The organism is Methylobacterium sp. J-068 (genome assembly GCF_022829445.1).
Lineage (GTDB): Bacteria > Pseudomonadota > Alphaproteobacteria > Rhizobiales > Beijerinckiaceae > Methylobacterium.
This window is the reverse complement of the sequence record NZ_JAKSXY010000114.1, coordinates 24719-31034: the sequence shown is the minus strand read 5'-3', so window position 1 is coordinate 31034 and position 6316 is coordinate 24719. Positions and strand designations below refer to the sequence as shown.

At 59.8% G+C, this 6316-nt stretch carries 7 protein-coding genes and 1 pseudogene; 6 read left to right on the top strand and 2 right to left on the bottom strand.

The features are described 5' to 3' along the window. The 6 genes and pseudogenes from MKK54_RS19685 to MKK54_RS19660 form a co-directional block, all read left to right on the top strand. A pseudogene (locus tag MKK54_RS19685) lies at window positions 1-268 on the top strand (hypothetical protein); the annotation flags it as partial. After that, a complete protein-coding gene (locus tag MKK54_RS19680) occupies window positions 265-471 on the top strand; it encodes a hypothetical protein (RefSeq protein ID WP_244013366.1) in 207 nt (68 codons plus the stop codon). The pseudogene MKK54_RS19685 and the gene MKK54_RS19680, both read left to right, overlap by 4 nt. 5 nt (window positions 472-476) lie before the next feature. Further along, on the top strand, window positions 477-731 hold the full coding sequence (locus MKK54_RS19675; protein WP_244013364.1) for a hypothetical protein: 255 nt from the start codon (window positions 477-479) through the stop codon (window positions 729-731). Between the two features lie 81 nt (window positions 732-812). Beyond that, window positions 813-1238 (top strand): DUF5681 domain-containing protein, encoded by a 426-nt coding sequence (locus MKK54_RS19670; RefSeq protein WP_244013362.1) that lies wholly within the window; start codon window positions 813-815, stop codon window positions 1236-1238. After that, the gene (locus MKK54_RS19665; RefSeq protein WP_244013360.1) at window positions 1235-1576 is read left to right on the top strand and encodes a hypothetical protein; all 342 of its coding nucleotides are present in this window, start codon (window positions 1235-1237) and stop codon (window positions 1574-1576) included. The genes MKK54_RS19670 and MKK54_RS19665 overlap by 4 nt, the downstream gene beginning before the upstream one ends. Window positions 1577-2984: 1408 nt before the next feature. Beyond that, complete coding sequence (locus tag MKK54_RS19660) at window positions 2985-3338, top strand: hypothetical protein (protein WP_244013357.1); 354 nt, start codon at window positions 2985-2987, stop codon at window positions 3336-3338. Window positions 3339-4702: 1364 nt separating this feature from the next. On the opposite strand, the gene MKK54_RS19655 is transcribed toward MKK54_RS19660, so the two are convergent. Both MKK54_RS19655 and MKK54_RS19650 read right to left on the bottom strand, forming a co-directional pair. Next, window positions 4703-5755 carry a site-specific integrase gene (locus MKK54_RS19655; protein WP_244013355.1) on the bottom strand — a complete coding sequence of 351 codons (1053 nt, stop codon included), beginning with the start codon at window positions 5753-5755 and terminating at the stop codon, window positions 4703-4705. Further along, window positions 5752-6273 carry a hypothetical protein gene (locus MKK54_RS19650; protein ID WP_244013353.1) on the bottom strand — a complete coding sequence of 174 codons (522 nt, stop codon included), beginning with the start codon at window positions 6271-6273 and terminating at the stop codon, window positions 5752-5754. The genes MKK54_RS19655 and MKK54_RS19650 overlap by 4 nt, the downstream gene beginning before the upstream one ends. Window positions 6274-6316 lie beyond the last annotated feature (43 nt).

Below are 6316 nucleotides of genomic sequence, written 5' to 3'. Positions count from 1 at the left end.
GCCGTACCCATTCCAGCAGCGCGCTAAACGGCCTTCGAAGCCGGAGCCGATCACCGTCGAAGAGATCATGAGGCAGAAGGCCGAAGACCTGGCGCGGCGGAAGAAAGCGGCAGCCCGCGAGGAGAAGCGCATGCAGAAGGTTTACGAGGAACAGGAGCGCGAGTACGCGCCTCTGCGGGAGGCCCAGGCCGAGCGCGATCGGGAGTGGGCTGCGCGGCGCGCCTCGGAAGCGAGCCATTCCGAGCAGGACGCGGAGGCAACCGCATGATCCGCGACATGACCCCGGCCGAGCGCCGCGCTTATGACCTCGGCATCCGCGCTGCGATCGACGCCGCCTGCATCGTAGCTCTGACCATCGAGACGTCGCAGGATGCAGGGACATTCCGCAAGCGGGTGGCAGCCGAGACGCTGGCGACTTTCGCTGAGGCTGCCGAGGGCCTGAAGCTTACCCAAGCCACCCACCAGGAGTGATCAACATGCAGGACCTGAATAAGCGTCTCACGAAGTTGGAGGTAGCCAATGCGCCACCTCGTCCGCCTCAGAGCGTTCGGCGCTTCATGATCGAGGCCCCCGCCAGCACGAGTGGCGTGGAGGCCGTCGCCTTCCTTCGGGCTTGTGGTCACGAGGTTCGCGACGAAGACCTCAACATCATCCGCCATGTGATCGGCGCTGAGAACGGAAAGCCGGTTGAATTGTCTTTGAGAGACCGCACCTTCGAGATGCAGGACTGAGGCGCAATTTCTGTATCTCGTCAGTTGTTTACAGGCGGGCGTAGGCGAAATGGCGTTCGCTGAAAGTACGGTAGCGACACGATGAACCGAGCAACGCAATTCGAGCCAGGTCAGAGCGGCAACCCATCCGGGCGGCCGAAGGGGTCCCGCAATCGCTCCACGTTGGCCATGGAGGCGATCCTTGACGGTGAGGGTGAAGCCCTGACCCGCAAGGCCGTCGAACTCGCTCTTGGGGGCGATACGGTGGCTCTGCGCCTGTGCTTGGACCGGATGATGCCGGTGCGGAAGGATCGCCCCATCACCTTCACTCTGCCCACGATTGATACGCCGGCCGACCTGACGAAGGCGACCAGCGCCCTGCTGCAAGGCGTGGCCGATGGAGAGATCACCCCGTCCGAGGCCGCCGAACTCAGCAAGCTGATCGACGCCCACGTGAAGGCGATCGAGGCCAAGGATTTCGCGGAGCGCTTGGCCGCTCTGGAACAGGCATCAGGAGGAAAGCGATGACCCCACGCACGATGGACAGACTGACCCGGCTCGAGGCGGAGGCCACGCCACCCTCAGCCGGCAAGCACCTCATCTTCCGGGTCGAGGCCCCGCGCGGGACCCCTACCGGTGATATCGTCACTTTCTTGAAGGGGCGTGGCCACGCCATCCACGACGCCGACGACGTCTTCGTGATGAACCTTGGCGCCTACGGCATGACCGAGGGTGAGCCGCTGCGAGACCTGTCGCCCACGCTGCTGACCGAGCAGGAGCGTGCGGCTGCATCGGCGGCTGGCCAGTGGCCGAAGACCTGTGCCGCCTTCACCTTCCAGTTGGACCGGCCGAAGAACGTGCAATGACCCCGAAGCTAATCGAGCGTCTGAACCGCTTGGAAGCCGGACAGGCGGGGCGCGCCGGCCAGGGACCGGCATCCCGTGAATTGACCTAGGTCTGGCTCTGGGCCATCGCCATTGCGCTCGGCGGCTATCTTCGGCCGCGCTCGTCGGCACCGCAAAAACTAGCCGGTGGTTCGATACTTCTTGGACTGCTACAACCCGTAGCGGTCCGCGAATATATTCAGCTTCAGAGCATGTTCCGCACACTTCAAAAACACTCGTTCGTCCGCGGCGATCGACTATTTTCAGTGCAGCGCCGGAGGGTAGGTGCCCGAGAAGTGTCTTCGCTTTAGGTCCCGTCACAGAGCGAACGTGCCAGCCGCCTCCGGACCAGCCATGTCGATCTGCCTTCAAAACTGACATGCAGAACGGAGGTGGGCACGATGGGGTGCCATCCTGCGGTAGCCACCACGCCATAAGCTCGTACTTGCGTACTCGACAATCTCGGTACTCTGCGTTTGATATCTCGTTCCGCCGACACCCTTTTGAGAATGACATGAAGGCTTCATCTGGTTCGGCGCTCGATGGTTTGATGAGACACGCGAGAACGAGCGTAGCAGCGACCAAGCCTGCCAGCCGTTCCTTTATAAATCTTGGACCCCGGCAGGAATTCATCAAAGACCTCCTCGCCCTTCCGCCTTCGCCGCTTCAAAATCCTCCACGGAATAGCGCCTGTAAATATCGTTGATTTGGCTACCGTAGGGGTTTCTTCTGAAATGCTCGGTCATCTCCGGGTACGCGTCGCATCCCTTTGAAAGTGACCATTCGCGCCAAGGCGAGCACGCGGCCATGAACTCTCTACGGTATTTTTTTGCCAATCGTGCTTTGCTCTCAGAGCCACTCTCCGTCATGACCTGAATGCGCCCCCACTCATGCTCGCAGGTCTCCGCGAACACGGCGCGGCAAGCTTGCGAGGATAGGAGCGCTCCATCTTGGCAAGCATACGAATGCGTCACAGAAATAGCGAAGATGATAGGCACTATAAATGAGCGCACTGCCGTTCCTTCCCCGTCTGCATCTCAGTTCGACCTAAGCGAGCGGATGGCGGGGCGGAAACCCTTATCCTTGCCCGTCTTCACGAACGCATCCGCAGTAGCCGTCTATTGACAAACGCAATATGTTGAAATCTATTTTCAGAGTGATTTGAGTCAGCAATGGAGCAAAAGATGAAATACGCCATTCTCGCCCTCCTAGCCACCATCTCGATTGGCCTTTTCCCGTTACCCAGCAAGGCCTGCAGCTGCGATCAGGGCGGTTGTAAGCAGGATCAAGACACCGGGAAACGGTGCGGCCGCTAACACTGGTGCGAGAACCAGTCGATCCTACCTCCGTCAGATGCGGAGGCAGGTGTCCACAGCGGAGGATTAATCACATGAAGATGGTCGCACTTTTGCTTGGACTGGCGGCGCTTTTCCCGTTGCGCGCTGGCGCCCAGGAATGCGCCCGTCCAGTCTACAACGATTTCACCACCTTCATTAAGTCGCGGAAGCTGGTGACAGGCACGAAGTTCGACGTGAGGGGCAAGGAAGGCGTATTCCAGTCCCGCGATACGGTCTACCGGTTCCCCATTTGCGGCGTGAACACTCGCATGACAGGCATGGAGCCGCCTACGATACGGGTGAACTGTAACGACGGCAGCGAATGCATCAAGCGCGAATGGCAAGGAGACTCAGTGACGATGCGTGGCGTTTCGCTCAACCGTTGCGGCGGAGGCTCTGAGTGTTAATCCGGAACTCTTTGATCGCGCGTATTATCTCTATAATCCCTTTCATTGCCATCCTCGCCTACGCTTCCAGCGCCTTCGCGGACGCCTGCACGGAGAGGTGTTTTCGAAGTTGCGATAATCCGGCTGGTGGTTATGGAGACCCAGCGGTCGTTAAACGATTGTGTATGAACTCGGCAAATTCCAAGGCTTGCGTCGAAGCCTGCAAGCTAACTCCCTCATCCACTTCAGATGCGAGCGAGTGCTCTATGCGTCAGAGCGAAGGCGGATGTGACTCTACCTATAGTGCCGATAAGGCCCGTTGCCGCAAGCAATACAAGGATAACGGAGACGATCTACAAACGTGCTTGCATCAGGCGGGTGTAAAAGCTGGTAGGTGTACAACCGCGTGCAAACCGAAGGAACCTTCGTTCGGAACAATCTCTGAGTAGATCTGTCAGACCGACGAGATAATCGTCATGCTGGAGCTTCGCCTGCCCCATCTGTTGGCTCCAGTTTGAGGTAGGTTCATCGTCACGCGACCGACGATGCACTAACTTCGAACCTGGGCCACCGGATAGGGGCAGGCTAATACCACCTTAATGGATTAGATTAATGGGGTGATCTTGCCACCTTGTGAAACTTGATTGCCCGTTTTTGCAGCTTGGCGATAGAATATTTAACGGTATGCTTCTTCAGTTTTATGGAAAAAATCCTCCGCACGGTTCGAAGCCATATCTGAGGGAGGATAACCTTTCAGGGGCAGGCGGCTATTTTAACTTCAACAACGAGCCACGACATAATAGTGGTCACACGCTAAATCTGTCGATTACTTAAAAAGTTGGAATAAAGGAGTGCTAACTTATGCGTATAATTTTGGTTCTCGCACTCGGCATTGTGGCTAGCAGCCCGGTGGCAGCCGGCTGTATCTCGTATGATGACGCGGGTTCGTACGTCGCAGCGAGGAACAATTGTCCTTACGACGTGGTATTCCGTTACTGCTGTTCAGGCGACTCATCGCCCGGTATCACGGGCCGGATCAACGCCTACGGTGGTCGCAGTGTTCTGAGTTGCACGCGGAAGCAGGGCGTCACGGGTTCGAACTGCGACGCAAACTCTTACTACTCTAACCGGTGTGTCTTCCGAGGCAACCCTTGCGGTTAAGACTGGAAGATATACTGGGGGCCAATCTATCTTTCAGGACACTGCAGGAGGGAGTGCTCGTCGTTGCAATGAACGAGTGTGTAGGTACACGAACCGTAATCCTCAAGAGCCTTAACGGGGATCACAGGCTTTGTCGGCCATAGCTCGATAGGCGATACCTGCATGGTAACACCATCGTGGAAATTCGAAGTTTGCTGAGATGCCTTCCGCTTGAGAGGCACAGATCACAGGAACCCGCTCCCCGAGTGTCCATTGAAGGCGTTGGCACGCCGGATGTACCCGACGACCGTCCTCGGATCGCGATGACCTGACTGGTCCATGATCCGGGCGAGGTCCGCGCCGCGCTCGGCAGCGCTGGTGACGAACCCGGCCCGCAGGGAATGTGCCCCGAAAGCCGAGGCATCGAGCCCGGCGGCGGTGGCATATCGCTTGATAATGTCGGCCACGGATTGCGTCGTGAGGCGAGGAGGAGTCGCCAAGTTGGAGAGACCAGAAGGCTGGGGAAATTCCCCACCCTTGGAAGGGTGTGCAACTTGCACACCCCGCACCCTCCCCGACCGCGACACTGGCCGGAACACAGGCCCTTCCGTGATCCCGGCGGCATCGAGCCATTCGCGCAGCAGGGCAACCGGACGCACGAAGCGGCCATGCGGGATCGCTTTCTCGAACCCCTTGCCCTCTTGGTCCGTCTTGGACCGACGCACCATCACGCGCAGGCCGTCCTTGTCCTCGCGGAGGTCGGCCACGTCGAGGGCGACCAGCTCGGAGCGCCGGAAAGCTCCCGCGAGTCCGAGGGCCAGCAGCGCCCGATCCCGCTTGCCGGTCAGGGTGTCAGGGGTCCGCATCAGCAGCGCCGAGACGATTTCCACCGTGGCCGCCGTCTTTTGGCGCGGCGCCGTACCGCGCGTGCGCCGGATGCCCTTGAGGAGCGCGTGCACGTCCTCGTTATCGGTGGGGTCCGCTTCCCCTGCCAGCTTGTGGGCGTAGCGGATCGCGGCGCATCGCCGGCCGATGGTAGAGACCGCTCGACCCGCATCCGCTTCCGACGCGAGGAACGCCGCCACAGCCTCGGGCGACGCCGGAAGCGACCGGAAGCCGTACCGCTCGCACCATGCCGAGAACATCACGGCATCGGACTTGTAGGCCCGCACGGTGGACCCGGCCTTGCTCGCACGCTGGTAAGCCTGGACGATCGCCGCCGTCTCGGCCGGAAGGGTTCTCCCCAAATCTGGGGGAAAGGCTATGGGCGCCAGGGTGCCGCTCGCCTCGTCAATCATCGGCAAGATCCCATTGAGAGCCGACCCCACTTGCGGCCGATGTCAGTTTCTAGCTCTGCCAAAAGGCGATCGGCCTCTACCGTGTCGCCACGCTGCCGAGCACGTGCCGTTTCAACGTGCGTCCACCATGCCGCGCCAGGCTGCATCCACTCCCATCGCGTTCTGTGGGCGTATGGGTTCTGCTCTGTCGGCGGCTCGATCAGCGCTTCGAGAGCGATGTCGGAGAGATCGTTGTTGACGAAGTCGGCGCGGAGCCGCCCGAGGGTGTAGGACCGGACATCAAGCGTGTTGCAGTAGACGATGTGGCCGCCTGGGCGCTCGCTGGTGAGTTTGGCCCACCAGAGGCGAGCAGCTACCTTGTCAGCAGCACGGACCACAGAGACCCGGTGTTTCTTCAAGGGCTCGTTCAAGCCGGGATAGGCGATTATCGCAAGGGCCGCCACCGTGAAGAACTCGCTCTGCCTTTCAGTGAAGGCGCCCGCGATGGCCTGCTCAATCTTGCCGGGTCCTCTACTCATCACCGCGTCCTAAGTGTTGCCATCGAGACAGGCTTGCACGAAG